This is a genomic window from Sporosarcina trichiuri, from assembly GCF_030406775.1.
Classification (GTDB): Bacteria; Bacillota; Bacilli; order Bacillales_A; family Planococcaceae; genus Sporosarcina; species Sporosarcina trichiuri.
On record NZ_CP129119.1, the window covers coordinates 340,426 to 359,081 of the forward strand.

Here is an 18,656-nt window from a genome sequence, read left to right on the forward strand (position 1 = left end):
GTGCGATTTTTTGTTCTCATTTATAAATTCGCGATTATCACTCAGCCGGCAGGGATGTAACCGTTCTTCTCGAGTTCCCGGTACACCCGCTTCAGCTGGATGTGTCCTTCGCCGAGCACTTCCTCATTGACAAGAACAAGCGGATAGAAGTACTCATCATCTTGCACCTTGGCGGCAATATCGGCCTGCCGAGCATCCGTAATGACAGAATCGATATCGATATATACTATTTCAAATGGCTGATCTGGATATTTCCTCCGGATTGCGGCATCGAGCCATTCATACGTATCTTTCGAGGTCGGTGCGTTCACGCAGCTTGCACAGACCACCTCTGCACCGTATACTTCAACTAGGACATGTTTTGTCTCCATCAACAACGCCTCCTGATTCTTCAATGGATTTTTCGGGTGATCCAGTTTATAATGAATATAAAGGAAAGGGGAGTTTACAACCAATGACTGAAGCTACCATGAACGAATCCGTCCAGGAAGTTTTGAATAAATTGCGTCCGTTCCTATTGCGTGACGGCGGTGACTGTGAATTGATCGACGTGGAAGACGGGATCGTTAAACTGCGCCTGCTTGGCGCATGCGGTACGTGCCCTAGTTCGACGATCACATTGAAAGCCGGCATCGAGCGTGCGCTTCTCGAAGAAGTGCCCGGTGTCGTGGAAGTGGAGCAAGTATTCTGATCTTCCGCTGCAACCTGACAGGAATGGGCCGACCGGGCCTGTTCCTGTTTTACGTTTCGTTCCGGATTTCCTGCCACCGCTCCTTCGTCATGTCAATGAGCTGAGGCTCCGTGGATATCCGCTGGTGTTCGATGATGCGGGAGAAGTGCTGGATCGCTTTTTCCCGATCACCGATGCGCCAGGAGAGTTCCGCGATCATATAGAGGACACGGGATTCCGACATCTGCGTGCCGGCATGATCGTCGTTGGAATAGGCTTCTTCGTACAGATTGCGTGCCAATTTCAGAAATCGTGTTTCTTCTCCCTGGCTGTCTGACTCACGGTACAGCCAGGCCGTCCGTACTGCAATACCCGCAATCGTAAGTGCTTTCTCCCGTTTCACCATTGCGCTCAGATAGCCGAGCTTATAGGCATCTATCGCTTCTTCGAGTGTCCGCTCGCCGCCGAGGGAGCGCGGCTGCCAGCCGGCAGTGATGACCGCAGCGATCTGTTCTTTCGTTCCCGGCGCAAAGTACGGAGCGAAGTCCTCCGTAAACGAAAAGCCGCACGCCGGGCATACGGCAATATTATAGAAAAGGGGGTTTACGGCACGGTCCTTGTAATTCGGTTTGAAATCGCTATCGGTCGACGCGACTCTTGCAAACCGGGACCGCACCTTTGTCGTCGTGAAGTGCTCCTTGCAGTTCAGGCAAGTCATCTTCTTATCATAGAGCGGGGTCACTTCCATGGCAGATCATCCTTTCATGCATTCCTTCCCAGTATACCAAACAGACAGGACCAAAGGGATTTTGTTGGATTGGAAATTTTAATATTGATATAATAGAAACAAATTAGGAGGAGATCATATGACACAACTGATCAACTTATCGGAATCAGCTGCATACCGCGTCAAACAGATGATGGAGCATAACGGGGAAGAAGGCTCTTTCCTCCGTGTCTCGGTCAATGGCGGCGGCTGCAGCGGACTGACATACGGCATGGGATTCGACAAGGAACAGCATGATACGGATCAGATGCTTGAACTGCACGGTATCCAGATTGTCGTCTCTTCCGAAGATACCGACATCCTGGCCGGAACGGAAATCGATTACAAGGAGTCTCTCATGGGCGGCGGATTCACAATCGAAAATCCGAATGCGATTGCATCATGCGGATGCGGGACTTCATTCCGCACAGCAAAGAAAGCCGGCGCGCCGGCGAGCTGCGACTGATCGGCCATTTGCACATGATGCATTTCAGGAAAGCCCTTCACCGGTGTCAGCCGGCGGAGGGCTTTTCGTATGGCCCGGGTGCAGGGCCCGCTCAGCGTAAACTACACTTCCGTGAATTGTGAAGTTCATCCGAACTTATTTCGACAGCAATCATAAGAAACCGAAACTGCTATTGAATTGGCATGGTAAAAAGGCTACTATAATATGTGGAAACGAAATAACCGCGCTGGATTGCAGGGTCGCACGATTTTTGCAAACCGGCACATCATACATGTAAAGGTGGAACCGATTGCCGTGAAAAGACCTACAATCCTCGTGTTAGGCGCCGGATATGGCGGATTGTCTACTGTAGTGAACCTTCAGAAGTCACTTGGAACAGACGAAGCCGAAATCATCCTCATCAACAAAAACGATTACCACTACGAATCGACCTGGCTCCATGAAGCAGCTGCCGGGACACTGAGCCCCGAGCAGGTGCGGTACGATATCAGCCGCGTCATTAAAAAGGATAAAGTGACATTCGTCAAAGCGGAAGTGACAGGAATCGATGTCAGCGGGAAGACCGTCGCATCGACTGCCGGAGACTTCACGTACGACTATCTCGTCATCGCACTCGGATTCGAAGGCGAGACGTTCGGTATCCCGGGTCTCGACAGATATGCGCTTTCGATCGCCAATGTAAACGCTGCACGTCAGATCCGCGAGCATATCGAGTACCAGTTCGCCACTTGGTCGCAAGAAGAAGAGAAGTCCGACAGCCGTCTGACCATCATCGTCGGCGGCGCCGGGTTCACCGGCATCGAGTTCCTTGGCGAACTCGGGGACCGTATCCCGAAACTTTGTGAAGAATTCGACGTGCCGGCGGACAAAGTGAAAGTCCTTTGTGTTGAGGCTGCGCCGATGGTGCTTCCCGGATTCGACCCGGAACTCGTCGATTATGCAGTGCGCCAGCTCAAGTCCAAAGGCATCGAGTTTTCGATCGGCACACCGGTCGTCGAAGCGACACCGGAAGGCGTCAAGCTCAAAAAGGGCGAGGACGAATTCGAATTCATCGAGGCGGGGACTGTGGTCTGGGCTGCAGGCGTCCGCGGCAACCGCCTTATTGAAGAAACGGGCATCGAAAATATGCGTGCCCGTGTCAAAGTCGAAAAAGACCTGCGCGCGCCTGGATACGATGATGTGTTCATCGTCGGGGACTGCGCACTGATGATCAACGAAGAGGTCAACCGGCCGTATCCGCCGACTGCGCAGATCGCGATGCAGCAGGGCGACATGTGTGCGAACAACCTCATAGCTCTCATGAAAGGCCAGCCGACATCTCCATTTGTGCCGGACTTGAAGGGCAGCATTGCGTCGCTCGGCTCAAGTGACGCGATCGGTGTCGCGTTCGGCAAGAAGATGACCGGCGCGAAAGCCTCGTTCATGAAAAAGATGGTCGACAACCGCGCGCTGTACTTGATCGGCGGTGCCGGACTGACATTCAAAAAAGGGAAATTCGATTTCCTGTAAGACATGCAGTTTAAAGTTGACGAGATTCGATAGGAACGCAAAAATGCGCAGAGGAATTACATCCTCTGCGCATTTTCTATTTGCTGCAAGTATTTACTAATGCGTGAACAGAGTGTACCTGAGCGGAAAAAGGCCGACTCCTGCGGGAACCAGCGCCAGTCTTGAGACTCCGCAAAAGCGGAGCGATGAGGAGGCTCAAGGGCGCCCCGCGGAAAGCGTGCCTTTTGCAGCGAAGGGAAACGGGCCGGTTTGCAGTATGATCCCCAAGTCTTTTGCTTTTTCGACAACTTCATGACAGTTGTCCAGGCTGTTGAAAGGGGGGGAGGAATCCGGTAAACTAGACTAAGGAAAATGGAGGTCATCGATTTGGGAACAATTTCACTCACAGAGATCATCCTGTCAGTCCTCATCTTTATCGTCATGTTCTTCGGCATCGGTTTTTTGCTGAATATGCTATTGCGCATGTCGTGGATCATGGCGGTCATCTACCCGATTGTCGTCATCCTGATCATAGATGAAGTGAAGGCATATGAATACATCACGAAACCGGGTCATGCATTCAGCCTGCTCGGAGAGAAACTGATGGCGCTCCACACCGTCGACATCGTCATCCTGTCGAGCGGAATGCTCGGTGCGATCATCTCAGGTATCGTCAGCAAGCTCTTGCGTAAGCAGGGTTATCAGATGTTTTAACGAAACGCCCGGACGGCTTTGTCCGGGCGTTTTGTCATAGTATGAAGGTATAGGTGATAACGGAGATCAGGATGCCGGTGATCGCGCCAGCGGCCACTTCATTCGGCTTGTGGCCGAGAAGGGTCTTGAGTTCCTGCATCTTCTGCTCATCGTCTTTCTGGACCCAGTCTTTCGCTTCACTGACGAACACTTGGAAGTCCCTCCGCATTTCGTTGATGATGACCGCCTGCTGGCCGGCCTGATACCGTATGCCCGTCGCATCGAACATGACGATCACTGCAAAGATGGCCGATACCGCAAACAGGGACGAATCGAGTCCATGCTCATAGGCGACAGCGGTTGTAAGTGCCGTGACAGCCGCAGAGTGGGAGCTTGGCATACCGCCTGTCGACGTCATCAGCTTCCAGTCGAGCTCCCGCGTCAGCAGGAAGTGGATCGGTATTTTGACGAATTGGGCAAAAAGGATCCCAAACAGCGCAACGAGCAATGGGACGTTGTTCAGTATCATCATGCAGGCACTCCTCGTATGAAATAGTCATTGTATTAGTACGGAACCCGAAGAATCTTTTTCGTTTCCTCCTCAACTGGTATATAATTAGAATGTATGAAAATGAGGAGGTAGTCAAATGAAAACAACCATTGCGAACAAGGAAATCGAACAGGCGGCGCTCGATGTGCTCGTCGTCGGCCTGCCGGAACATCCGGAAAACTTGGAAAGATGGGACAGTCTGAATGACCTGTTCGGCGGACGTCTGCTGGATTGGGTGAAAGAAGGGGATGTCTCCACCGATCTGAAAGCGGTCACAAAACTGCCGGCTGCTTCCGGTACAGCGGTCAAACGTGTCCTCTTCATCGGCCTCGGTCCAGCGAAGAAGCTGACTGACCAGATTCTGCTGGAAGTCTTCGCGAAAGCCGGAAAAGAGCTGAAAGGACGGAAAGCGGAAAATGTCTCGATCTGGGCGGATTCCTTTACAACGGATACACTGGAAGCGGATGACACTGCATTTGCCGCAATCCAGGGAATGCTTCTGGGCAGCTACCAATTCGATGACTATAAAACGACGTCGAATGAAAAGGACTTCTGCTTCGCTGAAATTGAACTGATCAGCACCGCAGATGAGGACGAGCTGAAGGCCGCAGCCGAAGTGGGAAGAGTGCATGCGGAAGCTGTCAATTCCGCACGGACACTCGTCAACACACCGCCGAATATCCTGACAGCGGTCAAGATGGCGGAGCATGCGGAACAACTGGCGGAACGGTATGATTTCGAACTGGAAGTGCTCGGGAAAGAGGAGATGGAAGAACTCGGCATGGGAGCGATCCTTGCGGTCAACAAAGGGTCTGTCGAAGAGCCGCGGCTCATCGTCCTCAAGTATGCGGGCGGCAATGAGGACTGGACGGATGTTGTCGGACTGGTCGGAAAAGGCATCACCTATGATACCGGCGGCTACTCGCTGAAACCGAAAGACGGCATGGTCGGCATGAAGGGGGATATGGGAGGCGCTGCAGCTGTGTTCGGCGCAATGCAGATCATCGGTGAGCTGCGTCCGAAAAAGAACGTCATTGCAGTCATCGCTTCGACAGACAACATGGTATCAGGTGATGCGTTCAAACCGGATGATGTCATCACGTCCCTGTCCGGCAAGACGATCGAGGTGCTCAATACGGATGCGGAAGGCCGGCTCGTTCTGGCGGACGCAGTCACTTACGCGAAGCAGTCGGGTGCGGACTGCCTGATCGATGTCGCGACCTTGACAGGCGGCGTCATCGTCGCACTAGGCAAGGATAAGACGGGTGCCTTAACGAATGATGAGGCATTTTTCGAATCGTTCATGGAAGCTTCCCTCGAAACTGGCGAGTTCGTCTGGCGGCTGCCGCTCACCGAGAATGACAAGAAGCGTCTGCGCACAAGCGATGTGGCGGACCTTAACAATTCCCCGGGGCGTGACGGCCATATGATTTTCGGCGGGGGGTTTGTCGGCGAATTTGCAGGCGATACCCCGTGGATCCATCTCGATATCGCGGGTACATCAGAAGCAGGCGCACCGCATAATCTCGGGCCGAAAGGGGCGACCGGCGTCATGTCACGCACGCTTGCGACATTCATCGAGCGCCTGGCGGAGGAAGAGCCGGACGCGGAATAGGCAGCCGCCTGCCTCCCCGTAAGCCCATTGAATAGGATAGGTGGGAAAGGGGGAGGACGATGTCACGTTATCGAGGTAATTCCTTTGGAGGCTATGGAGGCGGCGGATTCGGTTATGGATTCGGTGCGCCGTTCCTCGGGGGGCTCGTCGGCAGTTTCATTGGAAATGCGTTTCAGCCATACGGAGGAGGCGGTTACGGAGGCGGATATGGTGGATATCCGCCGTATGGAGGGTATCCTCCATATGGATATTCCCCATACAGCTATTATCCGCCGTACTCACCTTACGGCTATTGGTGACCTTGAAATAGGCTATACCTGCTGTATCGGCAGGACGGAAAAAAGCAGCTTCCCGGCACAATACCGGAAAGCTGCTTTTTCAGTCTTCTTCATGGGATTTCTGTTCGCCGATCGCTTCACCCAGGTCATCACCGACGGTAAGGTCAGTCGGCTTGACGCCGGACATGTAGGCGGCGCGGCTCATCAAGTGACCGCCGACCGGAGAGGTGATGAACAGGAACACACTTCCGAGCAGAAGCTGGATACTGAAATGCCCTTTGATCCACCAGAAGTGGAGGAACACCCCGACCAGGATGCCGAGTACGCCGAGCGTGGCGCTCTTGGAAGCGGCGTGCGCCCGTGTATAGACGTCCGGCAGCCGCAGGATACCGACCACCGTGACAACTGTGAAAAACACACCGACGGCTATGCAGAACCCGATAACTAGATTAGCGACGTATATCACGGTCGATGATCGCCCCTTTCTCGATGAATTTCGAGAATGATACCGTGCCGATGAATGACATGATCGCAATCAGCAGAATGACATCGATGAAGTACATCGTCTCGAACGCAATGGACAGCAGGGCGATGATGGAAATGAGCATGATACCGATCCCGTCAAGTGCAATCAGCCGGTCAGGTGTCGAAGGCCCTTTGAAGACCCGCACCAGCGTTCCGAGCATCGACAGGAAGACGATGATCAGGCAGATCCATATGAACAGCTTCATGTCCGGCTCACCTCCAGTATCGCTTTTTCAAATGATTCCCGAATGGAATTGATGGCTTCGTCAACATCATCCACGTCGATGGCGTGCACATACAGCGTCCGCTGGTCATCTGAGACATGGACGACGATGGTACCCGGTGTCAGCGTGATCAGACTGGACAGAAGAGTGATCTGCCAGTCTTTTTCGAGGAGCGTCGGCATCGCGAAGATCATCGGCTGCAGATGCAGCTTAGGCCTCAAGACGAGCATAGCGACTGAAATATTCGACAGGATCAGTTCCTTGAAGAAGATGACCGTCAGCTTGACACATGCCCACAGACGGAAAAAGTAAAGCCTGTCCCGGAAAAACCGCCGGGTCAGTAAGATCAGCAGGACGCCGATCAAATAGCCGATGACAAAAGTGGATGGAGTGAAAGTCGCCGTAATGAGCACCCACGTAATTGCGATGAAGAAATTCAATAAGATTTGAAATGCCAACGTGATCTACTCCTTTAACACGGCAGTGATGTAACTGTCCGGATTGAGCAGCACATGTGCTGCATCCGAGATGTACGGGTAAATCCACTCCGTTCCGACTCCGTATGCAACGGACAGAGCGACTAGCAGGACTGCAGGAAACATCATCCGGCGGTATATGCTGCGGTCTGACGGCCTGAGGACTTTCGGTTCTCCCCAGAACGCATAGACGAATATCCGGATGACGGAAAGCAGGACGACGAGACTGGAAGCCAGTATTACAATCGTGCTGAACAGACGGCCGTGCTCAAAACCGCCCTGGACGATCAGGAGCTTGCCGACGAACCCGCTGAGCGGGGGGATGCCGGCCAGCCCGAAGGCCGCAACCAGGTACATCCAGCCGAGGGACGGATGAGTCTTGATGAGACCGCCCATTTCGCGGAGATTCGATGTCCCGGTCACATAGATGATAATGCCGATGAGCAGGAACAGGGCCCCTTTGATGAGCATGTCATGAAGCAGATAGAAGATGGCACCCTGCATGCCGGGTTCGTTCATCTGCGCGACGCCGAACAGGATGACACCGATTGCGATCAGGATATTGTAGATGATGATCTGCTTCAAGTCGAAATAGGCGAGTGCACCGATACAGCCGGCTGCAATGGTCAGGAGGGCGAGCACAAGCAGGATCGTGTGCGTGAAGCCCAGGTCACTCACAAAGAACAGCGTATCGATTCTCATGATGGCGTAGACGCCGACCTTCGTCAGCAGAGCGCCGAACAGTGCCAGAATCGGCACAGGCGGCGCGGCATATGAACCGGGCATCCAGAAGTACAGCGGGAAGATCCCCGCTTTGATGCCGAAGACGAGCATCATCAGCACACCGATCACCGATAGGATCGGCGGTTGTCCGATGCTTGCAATCTTATCGCCGATATCCGCCATGTTGAGCGTGCCGACGACTGAGTACAAATACGCAATGGTAATGACGAAGAATGCTGATGAAATGACATTGACCAGTATGTATTTAATGGACTCACGGAGCTGCCGCTTTTCACCGCCGAGTACGATCAGCAGGTAGGACGCAATCAGCAGCACCTCAAAGAATACGAACATGTTGAAAATGTCTCCCGTGGTGAATGCGCCATTCACCCCGGTGATCATGAACAGGATGGCGGGATAGTAGAAAAAGCGCTCCCGTTCACGCCCGATCGAGCTGAAGCTGTAGATGACGATGATCAGTGTGATGATCAGTGTCGTCGTCACGAGGAGTGCGGACAGCATATCGGATACCAACGTGATGCCGAACGGCGCCGGCCAGCTGCCGAGCGTGATCGACTGGATCCCGTCCTGTTTCACTTTATAAACAAGAGAAAGTGCGGCAGCGATGCCGGCACTGAGCCCGATAACCGTCAGTACCCGCTGGATGCGAACTTGCTCCTTGAAGAACAGCAGCAGGATCGCAGTGAAGAACGGGATGATGATCGGAAACAACAAAAGGTTAATCATGTTCATCATTTCCTTTCATCAGACTGAGATCATCCGTCTTATGGACAGCATACGTCCGGTACGCCAGCACGAGGATGAACGCCGTCACCCCGAAGCTGATGACGATCGCCGTCAGGATCAGCGCCTGGGGGAGAGGATCTGCAAATGAATCCACTCCGTCAGCGAGAACAGGCGGGGCATCGCCGCCGAGCCCGCCCATCGTCAGGATGAACAGATGGGCGCCGTGACTCAGCAGCCCAGTACCGAGCACGACCTTGATGAGACTTCTGGACAGTATTAAGTAGATGGCAGCTGTGAAGAGCAGGCCCGCTGTGACAGCCATGAGTAATTCCATTAGTCATCCCCTCCGATCGACTGGATGATGGTGATGGCAGCACCGACGACGACGAGGTAGACCCCTGCGTCGAACAGCATCGCCGTATGAAGCTCCGTATCCCCGAACAGCGGCAGGTCGAAATGGCCGAATGCATGAGTGAAAAACGGAACGTCGAACAGTATCGAGCCGGCAGCTGTGCTGAACGATAGCAGCAGGCCGATGCCGATGACAATTGTGAAATTGAACGGCAGCGTCGCCTGGATCGTCTCCAGATCATACGCGAGCAGCAGAAGCACGATCGCGCCTGTCGTCAGCAGCCCGCCGACGAACCCGCCGCCCGGGGCAAAGTGTCCGGCAAAGAAAATATGGATCGAGAACAGGAAAATGATGAAGAACGCGACCTTGGTCGTCGTCTGCAATATGACGTTATTTTTTCTCATCATCTGACCCCTTTCCTGCAAGGCGGAGACGGATCATGCCGAGCACCGCAATGCCTGCGATCGACAGGACGGCAATTTCGAACAGTGTATCAAAGCCCCGGTAATCGACGAGGATGACGTTCACGATATTTCCGCCGCCCGCTTCCGTGTGGACGGTGTCCTTATAGAACTGTGAGATGCTGTCGATCAGTTTGTTGGAATGCGCCGAAATGGCGACGAGTGTCATCGCAAGTCCGACACTGCCTGCGATGACCGCATTGACCACTTTGTTCTGCTTTGTCTCCCCATGGGTCTTCATCGCCGGCAGATGCCGGAATGCCAGGAGGAAGAGCGCAACGGAAATGGTTTCGATCACAAGCTGTGTGAGTGCCAGGTCAGGTGCTTTGAACAGGACGAAGAACAAAGCGACGGAATAGCCGACCGCACCGAGAGCGATGATGGCGGAAATCCGGTTTTTCGACATGATGACCATGCCGGCGCCGAGAATGGCCACAATCGCGTTCATGACAGCGAACAGTGTGATCGGTGACAGGCTGTCCATATCGAGACGGAAAGCCCCTTTTGCAAACAGGATGACGATCGTCATCACGGACAGGAATGCGAACATATAGATGAGGTACGTCCGGATGACCCCTGTCATATAGGAGCGTGACAGCTTGTTCATACCGCGTTCCGAAGCGGACATGATGCCGTTATACAGTCCATTCAGGGAAAGCTTTTCAGGCTGCAGCGCATAGACCGCACGCCATTTCGGAATCGATGCGAACAGCACGGAACCGAACACGATGACGCCGACTGTCAGCCAGAGAGGGACGGATTCGAACCCGTGCCAGGCGGCTACATGGACTTCCGCAGCAGCAGGTGAGCTGTAGAGCTGCGGCTGGGCAGCTGCCACTGCAGGCGCGACCAGCCATTTGCCGACCACATTCGGGATGAAGAAGATCACGATGACGCCGACTGCCAGGATCACAGGTGAAACGAGCATGCCAGCCGGTGCCTCGTGAGGCTGTTTCGGCAGCTTGTCCGCTTTCCGTTTCCCTGCGAACGTATTGAAGACGAAGTAGAAGCTGTAGACGAACGTGAATACGCTTGCAATCCAGGCGATGACGGGGAACAGGACGCCCCACGTATCGAAGCTGAACAAATCGAAATTCTTCAAGTTCACCATGGATTCCAGGAACAGCTCCTTACTGAGGAATCCGCCGAACGGCGGCAGTCCGGCCATCGACAGTCCGCCGATGAAAGCGACCGAGAAGCTGATCGGCATGAGACTCATGAGCCCGCCGAGCTTACGGATGTCACGCGTGCCGGTTTCGTGGTCGATAATACCGGCCACCATGAATAGGCTCCCTTTGAACACGGCATGATTGACAAGGTGGAAAATCGCCGCGAACATCGCAATCCGGAACATTTTGTCGTCCGTATGGTAGGCGATCGCCCCGGCACCGAGAAGCGACATGATCAATCCGAGCTGGCTGACTGTTGAAAACGCCAGGATTCCTTTCAGATCTGTCTGTTTCACGGCAAAGAAAGAACCCCACATCAGGGTGAGCAGGCCGATTCCCGATACGAGCCAGATCCATACGGAGGAGTCTGCGAAAATCGGCGTGAATCGTGCGACCAGATACAGGCCGGCCTTGACCATGGTCGCCGAGTGCAGGTACGCACTGACCGGTGTCGGTGCCTCCATCGCATCCGGCAGCCAGATGTAGAACGGGAACTGGGCAGACTTGGTGAATGCACCAAGGAGCAGCAGGACGGCAGCCAGCGTGAACAGCGGATCACCCGCGTAGTCAGGCAGCCGTACAATCAGTTCGCGTATTGAATATGTATCGCCCATTGTTCCGAGAAGGACAAATCCCCCGAGCATCATCAGCCCGCCGCCGACCGTGATCATCATCGACTTCAGCGCGCCGAAACGGGAACCGTCCCGCTTATACCAGTATCCGATCAAGAGGAAGGAGGAAATGGAAGTGAGCTCCCAGAACAAGTATAACGAGATGACATTATCAGACTGGACGACACCGAGCATCGCCGTCATGAAAAGCAGCAGATATACATAGAAGTTCCCAAGATTCTCTTTTTGGCGATCCAGGTAGAAGATCGAATACAGGACGACCAGGGTGCCGATGCCTGTGATGAGGAGGGTGAACAGGAGACTGAGCCCGTCCAGATAGGATGTAAATGAGATTCCGAGTGAAGGAATCCAGTCAAACACTGAGACCGACTGTCCTCCGCCTGCAATATGCGGGACGAATGTGCTGTAATAGACGAACAGCACAGCCGGAACAGCCAGGACAAACCAGCCTGTGTGGATGCCGGTGACACGCCGGAACAATGCCGGGATGAGCAGGGCAGCGGCTGCCGGCAGAAATATGAACCAAACAAACTCCACGTAAACTTCCCCTTTCCTAAGCTAACTAGATGTCGACATTGTTTTAAAGTATAACGCAAAACCAGGCCGAATGCACAGCCGGCACTTAGAAACAATTGCAGGAGGTCAATCACTTCCTATATTATAGAGTCATTGGGAAAACCGAGAAAAATAGAAGCCCGCAGAGGTGTATTATGAAAAATCCATACTTATTCAGTTACTTGCCGTTCTTCACGATCATGCTGTTCAGCCTGACGTTCGGCGTCTATACAGTCAGCTGGTCGCTCGGCATCTTCCGGGAGATCGGCCTGTATAACGGACTTCTAGAATTTTTGACGGACACACAGATGAAACTGTTCCTGCTGACCATCTACGCACTTGCCTATTTCATGGTCTTCAGCGCGCTGAAACTCATAGCGGAAACAATACATGAGACGGCTATGCTGTTCTTTTACAGGAACCGTCCTGCCGATGATGAAAAGGGGATACCGCTCCCTGACGGACGGGGCGGAAAACTGATCTATTTCATCGGCGCATTGGCATCAGTCGCCGCTGTCCAGTCCATCGTCTGGCTGAGTGCGGTCTTTCTGGCGGCTGCATTCATCTATTTCATCTACAGTACGTATCAGCTGCACCATCAATTTTCCATGATGACGATTATCGGCGTCATTTTCTTCGAGGTTGTCATATGGGCGGTCCTGCTGTTCGCCGTCGTCTATATACTGCTCAGATTGTATAATGGGATCTCCGCGAGTATTCCGGGCATGGAAAAAGACCAGCTGCCGATGGGCAGCTAGTCTGACAGAGCGGCGGAAAATAAACGCAAATGTAATTTCTGTTCACTTTCCTGCTGGAGTCTGCGCGGCCGGTCATCACCTGTCCAGACAGCTGCTGTATGATCGGCATCCATGCCGGCGACCCACAGATCTTTATAGTCTGACGTCGTTCCGGTTTTCGCGCCAGTGTAGCCGGTTGTCTGCCGGACCCCGTTTGCCGTGCCGGTCCGCACAGTTTCCGCAAGCATCGAGCGGACAGCGGCAGCGGTCTTGGCTGACCAGACCGTCTGACGCATGTCATCCCATTTGTACAGCACCGTTCCGTTCCGGTCCTTCACGGAACGGATTGCTCTGGACGGTTTGTATGTACCGTCGACGAAGCTCGTATAGGCGTCCGCCATTTCATAAGGTGTGGTCCCGTGCTCGAATCCGCCGAGCGCAGCTGTGTATTGCCGGTCCTTCGCCGTGAAGTGGTCAAACTGGAACGGCTCCAGATAGGAGAACGCCTTGTCTGCACCGACACGCTGCATGATCCGGACGGCACTCGTGTTATAGCTTCGGCTGAATGCTTTCTTCAGCGTTGTCACGCCGTACTGATACCCGCCGAAGTTCTCGGGACAGTAGGAACCGATGCAGATCGGGCTGCCGTCGATCGGTGAGTTTTCCGTGAAAGGCCCGCTTTCCAGGTAAGGCGCGTAGACGAGCAGCGGCTTGATGGCGGAACCGGGCTGGCGTACGGCCTGATACGAACGGTTGAAATCACCTTTACGATAACCATAGCCGCCGTACAGGGCAGCGAGTTCGCGTGTGTCGTTATCGATAATTGCAGCCCCGGCCTGGATGCCCCGGCCATTGAGCAGGGAAGATATCCGCTCTTCGACGTTCTGCTGTTTCAGCGGATCGAGCGCTGTATCGATTTGCACACCGGAATCGACGACCTCCGATACCTTTTGATCGGCCTGCTGCCGAATCGCTGTCCGCTGCTCCTTGTTTTCCGCCTTCAGCAGCCGCTCCGAGAATCCTTCTTTTTCATACACAAGCTGTTTCAGTTCATGCATCACGTATGTATGATAAACGGGAAATCTGCTGTTCTTCCGTTTGACCTGCAGGACGACCGGACGTTTTCCGATCGCTTCACTTTCCGCTTTTGTAATGACGCCGGCTGCTGCCAGCACATCGAGCAGTCGCTGCTGCCGTTTTTTCGCGGCATCGAAATGACGCAGCGGGTCATACATCGACGGGTTGTTCGGAATCGCCGCCAGGAATGCGGTCTCCTCTTCGTTCAGCTGGCTCAGCTGTTTGCTGAAATAGTAGGTGGCGGCGCCTCCTATGCCGTATACTTGATTGCCGAAATACATTTCATTCATGTACATCTCAAGGATTTCCTCTTTCGTCGACTGTTTCTCGAGTTCCGCCGAATAAAGGATTTCCCTGAATTTCCGTTCATATGTCTTTTCAGGGGAGAGGAAGCGCATCCTCACCACTTGCTGGGTGATCGTCGACGCTCCCTGGGTCAGCCCGTCGGATGCGGCATTCACTGCGAAGGCCCGTGCAATCGCGGCAACATCATATCCGCGATGCTCGTAGAACCCCTTGTCCTCACTTTCCAGGAACAGCTGTTTCGCAAATAGTGGGATTTCCCCGATCGGCAGCGGATCCCGCCATTCCGAATAGTCCTCCGCGAACAGTGCACCGTTCCGATCATATAACGTCATCGGTATAGTGACGGGCGGCTCTGAAAGTTCAATCGTCTCTTCAACTTGTTCCTTATACGCGTTCGCTTCCTGCCACTCTGCCGCAACTGCATTCTGCAGCCAGAAGAGCAGCGGGAGGCTGAGCAGCGCAACAGCGATTCCTGCCAGCTGTCTCACGGTCTGTTCCCCCTCAAATTGTTTCACTGTAACAAAATATAGCACACTCCGGCGTGTGGAGTGTGCTATATTTCAAATCTATTTCTCCTGGGACTCGGCAAGGAAATCTTCGAAGTCCTGGGTTGGCTTCCGCTTCGCGTAATAGAGGAAAGCGAAGCCGAGCAGGAAGAGGACCCCGGTCGTGATGAAAACTGATGAAATTCCGAGGAATCCGCTGACAATCCCGCCGAACATCGGTCCGATGATGTTGCCGAGGAACCGGAAGCTCGTATTGTAGCCCATCACTTCGCCCTGGATATCGATCGGGGCTTCCCGCCGTACCAGCGCGGTCGTGATCGGGATCATGCCGCCCATTGAAATACCGAACAGCAGCCGCCAGATGACGAGCTGCCACAGGCTGCCGACGAATGCCTGCGGAATGATGAAGAGGAAAGACAGGATGAGCAGGAAGCTGAGAATCTTCTCATAGCCGATCTGGTCGCCGAGCTTGCCCCATTTCCGGGCGAACAGCAGGTTTCCGACACCGGCAGCGCTGAACGTGATGCCTGCCAGAAATGCCACATCCTCGGAGGTCGTCAGGTGGGAAACGTACAGGGACAGCAGCGGCTGGATGCTGAAATTCCCGATCTGGATCAGCGACGTCACAACCATAACGTTGAGCATGAGCCGGTGTTTCAGCAGCCCGCCGAGAATCGTTTTGCGTGAATAGGAAACCGCCCGGCTGCTTTTCACCTTCCGCTCTTCCTTGATACCAAAGATGATGATCAAAGCTGCAATGATGACGGAAACGGAGGTGATGACAAACGTATACTGGAACCCGAATGCGTCTGCCAGCAGTCCGCCGAGCACCGGTCCGAACAGCGTCCCGGTGACACTCCCCATCTGGAGGGTCCCGAGGCGTTTCCCGGCTTCTTCCCGTTTCGTATTAGCTGAAATGAATGCGAGTGAGGTGGGGATGAAGCCGGTGACGACACCATTCAGCAGGCGTAATATGAAGAAAGCTTCCACTGAATGGATGAACCCCATCAGGAAGACGGAGACGGCAATCCCGAATCCATTGATAATGAGGATCGGTTTGAAGCCGTACTTATCCGCAATCCGCCCCCAGATCGGGGACATGATCAGCGCTGTAATGAATGTCGCACCAAATACAAGGCCTGACCATTTCTGCACGTAGGCATCGGAATAGTTCCCGAACGTCTCGATATAAAGAGATAAGAAGGGCATGATCATCGTCATGGTGCCTGCGACGAGGAAGTTGGAAACCCAGATGATGATGAAATTTCGTTTTTGTATATCCATAGAAGTCCTTCCCTCTGTACAAACTGTATTTTATCAGTATAGAACAATTCGGCACCCGAAGGAAGTCAAGTGCTTGCAGTTCGGTTTGAACGCCGGATATGGTAAACTTGTTCAGGGTGAAGCAAATTGAATAAGAAACTGTGCATAGTTGCACTTACGGCTGTCCTGTTGCTCGTGTTGTCCGCATGCGGACAACAGCAGGCGAAAGAGGGGAAGACAGCCGACGAAGAAGAGGCAGCCACGGCAGAACAGCCGAAAAACACTATTCCTGAGGAGGATTCCCACATGTATCCGCAATTATCAAAAGAAACAGCAGCAGGCGAACGTCTTATTACGATGAATACCACAATGGGACCGATCAAAATCAAGCTTTTTGAAGAAAAGGTGCCGAAAACGGTTGAAAACTTCATTGAGCACGCAAAAGAAGGCTACTATGACGGAATCATCTTCCACCGGGTCATCAAGGACTTCATGATCCAGGGTGGCGACCCGACAGGTACAGGAATGGGCGGCGAAAGCATCTACGGCGGCTCATTCGGAGACGAATTCACAATGGATCTGTTCAACCTGCGCGGTGCGCTCTCCATGGCGAACGCAGGTCCGAACACGAACGGCAGCCAGTTCTTCATCGTGCAGGCGCCAAAGCTGATGGGGGCATCCGTCGAGCAGCTGAAACAAGGCGGCTGGCCGGCAGAAATCGCGGAAGCATATGGGGAAATGGGCGGCACGCCGCACCTCGACCAGAAGCATACCGTATTCGGACAGGTCATCGAGGGCATGGATATCGTTGATAAGATTGCTGCTGTCAAAACGAACAGTAACGATAAGCCTCTTGAAGATGTCAAGATTGAATCGATCGACGTCCAGTAAGGATTTTGTAAATTTTTAGTGTTAGGAAGTGCTTGGCATGATGACGATTCTGATGCCTTTCCTTTACTTTCCGGAAGACAAGACGGAATACATTCCAGCGGCCATTTCCTTTGTCTTCTTCATGATCCTCATGGCGCTGACGCTTTATTGGTTCAGACGGAATTCGAAGAAACAGGAACTGGAAACGAAAGAACTGGAAGAACGGATCCTGCGCGAACGGCGAGAAGCTCGCGAGGCCGGAGAACGACAAAAACAGCATCCTCATGACTGAGGATGCTGTTTTCTTTCTTCTTAGTCCATAGCCCGGACAAACCGGGTGACGCCGTCCTCAACGGTGGAGCGGCATGCAGCGACGTTCATGCGCAGGAACCCGCGGCCGGCTTCACCGTATTTCGTTCCCGGTTCGAGGGCAAGTTTCCCTTTGTTCAGGAGCTTGTCCATCATCTCATCTTCCGACAGGCCGGTTCCCCGGTAGTCGATCCACAGCAGGTACGTGCCTTGCGGTTTGGTGACACGGACGCCCGGGACCTGTGCAGGAAGTGTGTCCACCACATAATCCATGTTACCCGAGACCGTGTCGAGCAATGTCTCGAGCCATGATTCGCCGTGGCGGTAGGCGGCTTGCAGCGCAGTTCCGGCGAAGGCGTTCAATTCCATCTGACCGTGTGCCATGCCGTTGTCCTGCAGTTTCTGACGCAGCGCATCGTCCGGGATGATCATCATCGCCGCCTGGATGCCGGCCAGGTTGAATGTTTTCGTCGGTGCGACGCATGTGATGATCCGTTTGTAGTCGTCACCTGCTGCCAGGTGCAGCGGCGTATGCTTATGCGGAGCAAAGACCAGGTCCGCATGGATTTCATCCGACAGAATGAGCGTATCGTACTTTGCACACAGGCGGACGACTTCCTGCAGCACATCGACCGGCCAGACGATCCCGCCGGGGTTGTGCGGATTGCAAAATATGAATAGTTTGACATTTTTCTTCAAAGAATCTTCCAATTTCTCAAGATCGAGTGAATACTGTCCGTCCCCTTCCGTCAGCCGGCATTCTTCAAGAGTCCGGTGCTGCATGCTCGGCACGCTGGAAAACGGTGGGTAGACAGGCGGTGTTAGTAAGACAGTGTCTCCTTCTTCGGTCAGTGTCTCGACGACGGAAGCAATGGCAGGTACGACACCATGATGGGACAGCATCCATTCGTTTTTCGGTTCGAAGCCGTGCCGCTTCGAAAACCATTCCCGGACAGCGTCTTTACAGCCCTCGCACACGTATGAATAGCCGAACACGCCATGATCCAGCCGTCCCTGAAGCGCGTCAAGCACAGGCTGCGGCGCCTTGAAATCCATGTCCGCTATCCACATCGGCAGGATGTCCTCCGTATTCTCAATGCCATAGATCCTATCCATCCGATCCCACTTCATGGACGTCGTATTCCGTCTTTCGACAAGTTGCGTAAATTCAGTCATATGTATTCCCCCTGTACCACCT

Annotated in this window: 22 protein-coding genes; 9 read left to right on the forward strand and 13 right to left on the reverse strand. The window is 53.6% G+C overall.

The window, feature by feature from the left end; genetic code table 11:
* Positions 1 to 41: 41 nt before the first annotated feature.
* A complete protein-coding gene (locus QWT68_RS01940) occupies positions 42 to 371 on the reverse strand; it encodes a YuzD family protein (protein ID WP_290149260.1) in 330 nt (109 codons plus the stop codon).
* Between the two features lie 23 nt (positions 372 to 394).
* Here QWT68_RS01940 and QWT68_RS01945 point away from each other — a divergent pair, with 23 nt between their 5' ends.
* A complete protein-coding gene (locus tag QWT68_RS01945) occupies positions 395 to 691 on the forward strand; it encodes a NifU family protein (protein WP_425313919.1) in 297 nt (98 codons plus the stop codon).
* Positions 692 to 740: 49 nt separating this feature from the next.
* Here QWT68_RS01945 and QWT68_RS01950 read toward each other — a convergent pair whose 3' ends face one another.
* On the reverse strand, positions 741 to 1,418 hold the full coding sequence (locus tag QWT68_RS01950; protein ID WP_040285714.1) for a DUF2225 domain-containing protein: 678 nt from the start codon (positions 1,416 to 1,418) through the stop codon (positions 741 to 743).
* A gap of 118 nt (positions 1,419 to 1,536) precedes the next feature.
* On the opposite strand from QWT68_RS01950, the gene QWT68_RS01955 reads away from it, so the two are divergent.
* The 3 genes from QWT68_RS01955 (at position 1,537) to QWT68_RS01965 (ending at position 4,104) form a co-directional block, all read left to right on the forward strand.
* Positions 1,537 to 1,902 (forward strand): HesB/IscA family protein, encoded by a 366-nt coding sequence (locus tag QWT68_RS01955; protein WP_040285713.1) that lies wholly within the window; start codon positions 1,537 to 1,539, stop codon positions 1,900 to 1,902.
* 294 nt (positions 1,903 to 2,196) lie between these two features.
* The gene (locus QWT68_RS01960) at positions 2,197 to 3,411 is read left to right on the forward strand and encodes an NAD(P)/FAD-dependent oxidoreductase (protein ID WP_040285991.1); all 1,215 of its coding nucleotides are present in this window, start codon (positions 2,197 to 2,199) and stop codon (positions 3,409 to 3,411) included.
* A gap of 420 nt (positions 3,412 to 3,831) precedes the next feature.
* A complete protein-coding gene (locus QWT68_RS01965) occupies positions 3,832 to 4,104 on the forward strand; it encodes a YuiB family protein (RefSeq protein WP_425313922.1) in 273 nt (90 codons plus the stop codon).
* Between the two features lie 34 nt (positions 4,105 to 4,138).
* On the opposite strand, the gene QWT68_RS01970 is transcribed toward QWT68_RS01965, so the two are convergent.
* On the reverse strand, positions 4,139 to 4,615 hold the full coding sequence (locus QWT68_RS01970) for a divergent PAP2 family protein (protein WP_040285712.1): 477 nt from the start codon (positions 4,613 to 4,615) through the stop codon (positions 4,139 to 4,141).
* Positions 4,616 to 4,730: 115 nt separating this feature from the next.
* Between QWT68_RS01970 and QWT68_RS01975 the strand changes: the two genes are divergently transcribed.
* On the forward strand, positions 4,731 to 6,248 hold the full coding sequence (locus QWT68_RS01975; protein WP_290149264.1) for a leucyl aminopeptidase: 1,518 nt from the start codon (positions 4,731 to 4,733) through the stop codon (positions 6,246 to 6,248).
* Between the two features lie 59 nt (positions 6,249 to 6,307).
* Entirely contained in the window at positions 6,308 to 6,547 is a 240-nt protein-coding gene (locus QWT68_RS01980; RefSeq protein ID WP_082023256.1) for a hypothetical protein, read from the forward strand.
* Positions 6,548 to 6,626: 79 nt separating this feature from the next.
* On the opposite strand, the gene mnhG is transcribed toward QWT68_RS01980, so the two are convergent.
* The 7 genes from mnhG to QWT68_RS02015 are packed head-to-tail and all read right to left on the reverse strand — an operon-like array spanning position 6,627 to position 12,372.
* On the reverse strand, positions 6,627 to 6,992 hold the full coding sequence (mnhG, locus tag QWT68_RS01985) for a monovalent cation/H(+) antiporter subunit G (protein WP_290149266.1): 366 nt from the start codon (positions 6,990 to 6,992) through the stop codon (positions 6,627 to 6,629).
* Positions 6,976 to 7,257, reverse strand: coding sequence for a Na(+)/H(+) antiporter subunit F1 (locus QWT68_RS01990; RefSeq protein WP_290149268.1), 282 nt, complete (start codon positions 7,255 to 7,257; stop codon positions 6,976 to 6,978). The genes mnhG and QWT68_RS01990 overlap by 17 nt, the downstream gene beginning before the upstream one ends.
* Complete coding sequence (locus tag QWT68_RS01995) at positions 7,254 to 7,733, reverse strand: Na+/H+ antiporter subunit E (protein WP_040285707.1); 480 nt, start codon at positions 7,731 to 7,733, stop codon at positions 7,254 to 7,256. Before QWT68_RS01995 ends, QWT68_RS01990 begins: the two co-directional genes overlap by 4 nt.
* A gap of 6 nt (positions 7,734 to 7,739) precedes the next feature.
* Entirely contained in the window at positions 7,740 to 9,221 is a 1,482-nt protein-coding gene (locus QWT68_RS02000) for a Na+/H+ antiporter subunit D (protein ID WP_040285706.1), read from the reverse strand.
* A complete protein-coding gene (locus QWT68_RS02005) occupies positions 9,214 to 9,555 on the reverse strand; it encodes a Na(+)/H(+) antiporter subunit C (RefSeq protein WP_040285705.1) in 342 nt (113 codons plus the stop codon). The genes QWT68_RS02000 and QWT68_RS02005 overlap by 8 nt, the downstream gene beginning before the upstream one ends.
* The gene (locus QWT68_RS02010) at positions 9,555 to 9,977 is read right to left on the reverse strand and encodes a Na(+)/H(+) antiporter subunit B (RefSeq protein ID WP_040285704.1); all 423 of its coding nucleotides are present in this window, start codon (positions 9,975 to 9,977) and stop codon (positions 9,555 to 9,557) included. The genes QWT68_RS02005 and QWT68_RS02010 overlap by 1 nt, the downstream gene beginning before the upstream one ends.
* Positions 9,964 to 12,372: a Na+/H+ antiporter subunit A gene (locus QWT68_RS02015; RefSeq protein ID WP_290149271.1), complete on the reverse strand. Its 2,409-nt coding sequence runs from the start codon at positions 12,370 to 12,372 to the stop codon at positions 9,964 to 9,966. The genes QWT68_RS02010 and QWT68_RS02015 overlap by 14 nt, the downstream gene beginning before the upstream one ends.
* A 173-nt stretch (positions 12,373 to 12,545) precedes the next feature.
* Here QWT68_RS02015 and QWT68_RS02020 point away from each other — a divergent pair, with 173 nt between their 5' ends.
* Positions 12,546 to 13,148, forward strand: coding sequence for a DUF5366 family protein (locus QWT68_RS02020; RefSeq protein ID WP_052461678.1), 603 nt, complete (start codon positions 12,546 to 12,548; stop codon positions 13,146 to 13,148).
* On the opposite strand, the gene QWT68_RS02025 is transcribed toward QWT68_RS02020, so the two are convergent.
* Both QWT68_RS02025 and QWT68_RS02030 read right to left on the reverse strand, forming a co-directional pair.
* Positions 13,145 to 14,998, reverse strand: coding sequence for a transglycosylase domain-containing protein (locus QWT68_RS02025; protein ID WP_040285702.1), 1,854 nt, complete (start codon positions 14,996 to 14,998; stop codon positions 13,145 to 13,147). The two genes, QWT68_RS02020 and QWT68_RS02025, sit on opposite strands and share 4 nt — an antisense overlap.
* Before the next feature lie 78 nt (positions 14,999 to 15,076).
* Positions 15,077 to 16,300: an MFS transporter gene (locus QWT68_RS02030; protein ID WP_040285701.1), complete on the reverse strand. Its 1,224-nt coding sequence runs from the start codon at positions 16,298 to 16,300 to the stop codon at positions 15,077 to 15,079.
* A gap of 285 nt (positions 16,301 to 16,585) precedes the next feature.
* Between QWT68_RS02030 and QWT68_RS02035 the strand changes: the two genes are divergently transcribed.
* Both QWT68_RS02035 and QWT68_RS02040 read left to right on the forward strand, forming a co-directional pair.
* Complete coding sequence (locus tag QWT68_RS02035) at positions 16,586 to 17,170, forward strand: peptidylprolyl isomerase (protein WP_040285988.1); 585 nt, start codon at positions 16,586 to 16,588, stop codon at positions 17,168 to 17,170.
* 37 nt (positions 17,171 to 17,207) lie between these two features.
* On the forward strand, positions 17,208 to 17,441 hold the full coding sequence (locus QWT68_RS02040; RefSeq protein WP_040285700.1) for a hypothetical protein: 234 nt from the start codon (positions 17,208 to 17,210) through the stop codon (positions 17,439 to 17,441).
* A 20-nt stretch (positions 17,442 to 17,461) separates the two neighbouring features.
* Here QWT68_RS02040 and QWT68_RS02045 read toward each other — a convergent pair whose 3' ends face one another.
* The gene (locus QWT68_RS02045; protein ID WP_290149274.1) at positions 17,462 to 18,634 is read right to left on the reverse strand and encodes a MalY/PatB family protein; all 1,173 of its coding nucleotides are present in this window, start codon (positions 18,632 to 18,634) and stop codon (positions 17,462 to 17,464) included.
* Positions 18,635 to 18,656: the final 22 nt, after the last annotated feature.

What these genes read in the sequence shown, in the direction of transcription:
- QWT68_RS01940 (WP_290149260.1), bottom strand. Translation starts at nt 371, where the DNA reads ATGGAGACAAAACATGTCCTAGTTGAAGTATACGGTGCAGAGGTGGTC.
- QWT68_RS01945 (WP_425313919.1), top strand. Translation starts at nt 395, where the DNA reads ATGGATTTTTCGGGTGATCCAGTTTATAATGAATATAAAGGAAAGGGG.
- QWT68_RS01950 (WP_040285714.1), bottom strand. Translation starts at nt 1,418, where the DNA reads ATGGAAGTGACCCCGCTCTATGATAAGAAGATGACTTGCCTGAACTGC.
- QWT68_RS01955 (WP_040285713.1), top strand. Translation starts at nt 1,537, where the DNA reads ATGACACAACTGATCAACTTATCGGAATCAGCTGCATACCGCGTCAAA.
- QWT68_RS01965 (WP_425313922.1), top strand. Translation starts at nt 3,832, where the DNA reads ATGTTCTTCGGCATCGGTTTTTTGCTGAATATGCTATTGCGCATGTCG.
- QWT68_RS01970 (WP_040285712.1), bottom strand. Translation starts at nt 4,615, where the DNA reads ATGATGATACTGAACAACGTCCCATTGCTCGTTGCGCTGTTTGGGATC.
- QWT68_RS01975 (WP_290149264.1), top strand. Translation starts at nt 4,731, where the DNA reads ATGAAAACAACCATTGCGAACAAGGAAATCGAACAGGCGGCGCTCGAT.
- QWT68_RS01980 (WP_082023256.1), top strand. Translation starts at nt 6,308, where the DNA reads ATGTCACGTTATCGAGGTAATTCCTTTGGAGGCTATGGAGGCGGCGGA.
- QWT68_RS01990 (WP_290149268.1), bottom strand. Translation starts at nt 7,257, where the DNA reads ATGAAGCTGTTCATATGGATCTGCCTGATCATCGTCTTCCTGTCGATG.
- QWT68_RS02000 (WP_040285706.1), bottom strand. Translation starts at nt 9,221, where the DNA reads ATGATTAACCTTTTGTTGTTTCCGATCATCATCCCGTTCTTCACTGCG.
- QWT68_RS02005 (WP_040285705.1), bottom strand. Translation starts at nt 9,555, where the DNA reads ATGGAATTACTCATGGCTGTCACAGCGGGCCTGCTCTTCACAGCTGCC.
- QWT68_RS02010 (WP_040285704.1), bottom strand. Translation starts at nt 9,977, where the DNA reads ATGAGAAAAAATAACGTCATATTGCAGACGACGACCAAGGTCGCGTTC.
- QWT68_RS02020 (WP_052461678.1), top strand. Translation starts at nt 12,546, where the DNA reads ATGAAAAATCCATACTTATTCAGTTACTTGCCGTTCTTCACGATCATG.
- QWT68_RS02030 (WP_040285701.1), bottom strand. Translation starts at nt 16,300, where the DNA reads ATGGATATACAAAAACGAAATTTCATCATCATCTGGGTTTCCAACTTC.
- QWT68_RS02035 (WP_040285988.1), top strand. Translation starts at nt 16,586, where the DNA reads ATGTATCCGCAATTATCAAAAGAAACAGCAGCAGGCGAACGTCTTATT.
- QWT68_RS02040 (WP_040285700.1), top strand. Translation starts at nt 17,208, where the DNA reads ATGATGACGATTCTGATGCCTTTCCTTTACTTTCCGGAAGACAAGACG.
- QWT68_RS02045 (WP_290149274.1), bottom strand. Translation starts at nt 18,634, where the DNA reads ATGACTGAATTTACGCAACTTGTCGAAAGACGGAATACGACGTCCATG.